A 506-nucleotide genomic window follows, 5' to 3' on the forward strand; every position below is an offset into this window, starting at 1 on the left:
CTCGAAGGGCGACATGCGCTGGCCGAGGGTGCCAAGCTCCTGCCCGCCGGCCGTAACCTCGCCCTTGCCGGTGACGAAGACGAGGCAGGCCTCGCGATCCCCCGTCGCCGCAGCCACGCTCTCGCCGGCCTTGAGCCGGTGCAGCTCGAAGCCGACATAGGTCCAGCCGGCGCTCTCAGGCGTGACGCGGGTCACGAGGCCGTGGCGGTCGGAGGGGCGGATCTTGAGGTGGGACATGGGTGGGCTCCTTTGTCGTACTCAGCCCTCATCCTGAGGAGCGATCGAAGATCGCGTCTCGAAGGGTGCTCCAGAAGATTCCTGAGCCTCCTGAACCATCCTTCGAGACGCCGCTTTCGCGGCTCCTCAGGATGAGGGCTGTGAAGGGTGTCAGCCCAGCCCCGCTTCCGTGATGAAGCGGCTGAGATTGGCGTGGCCGAGCTTGGCGTACGTCTTGGGCTCGGCCTTCTTCGGGTCCTGCTCGGCCTCGACGACGATCCAGCCGGAAT

1 protein-coding gene and 1 pseudogene are annotated in these 506 nt (G+C 66.6%); both read right to left on the bottom strand.

The genetic code is table 11. The annotated features are described in order from the left end of the window. Positions 1 to 237 (bottom strand): 5-deoxy-glucuronate isomerase (locus ACTIF2_RS27730; RefSeq protein ID WP_439500359.1); only part of this gene is annotated, 237 nt, incomplete at its 3' end. A 150-nt stretch (positions 238 to 387) separates the two neighbouring features. After that, a pseudogene (locus tag ACTIF2_RS27735) lies at positions 388 to 506 on the bottom strand (myo-inosose-2 dehydratase); the annotation flags it as partial.

Origin of the sequence: Allobosea sp. (assembly GCF_051860145.1) — a bacterium.
Taxonomy (GTDB): Bacteria; Pseudomonadota; Alphaproteobacteria; order Rhizobiales; family Beijerinckiaceae; genus Allobosea.